The organism is Bradyrhizobium sp. Leo170 (genome assembly GCF_004296405.1).
In the GTDB taxonomy this organism is placed as follows: Bacteria; Pseudomonadota; Alphaproteobacteria; order Rhizobiales; family Xanthobacteraceae; genus Bradyrhizobium.
On record NZ_PSRR01000953.1, the window covers coordinates 1 to 261 of the forward strand.

1 protein-coding gene is annotated in these 261 nt (G+C 61.7%); it reads left to right on the top strand.

The window, feature by feature from the left end; genetic code table 11:
* A partial coding sequence (locus tag CWO89_RS45485; RefSeq protein WP_130584502.1) for a transposase occupies positions 1–261 on the top strand: 261 nt, incomplete at both ends.

Genomic DNA, 261 nt, shown 5'->3' on the forward strand with positions numbered 1-261 from the left:
GTCGACGGGCTCGATCTGGATAAGCTCGGCTTCGTTGGCGTCCAGCCACACGACACGGGGCGACCCGGTTACCATCCCGGCATGATGCTCAAGCTCTACATCTACGGCTACCTCAATCGCGTGCCGTCGAGCCGACGCCTGGAGCGGGAATGCCAGCGCAATATCGAGATGATCTGGCTGACCGGGCAGTTGGCGCCGGACTTCAAGACCATCGCGGATTTCCGCAAGGACAATGGCAAGGCCATTCGTGAGGTCTGCCGC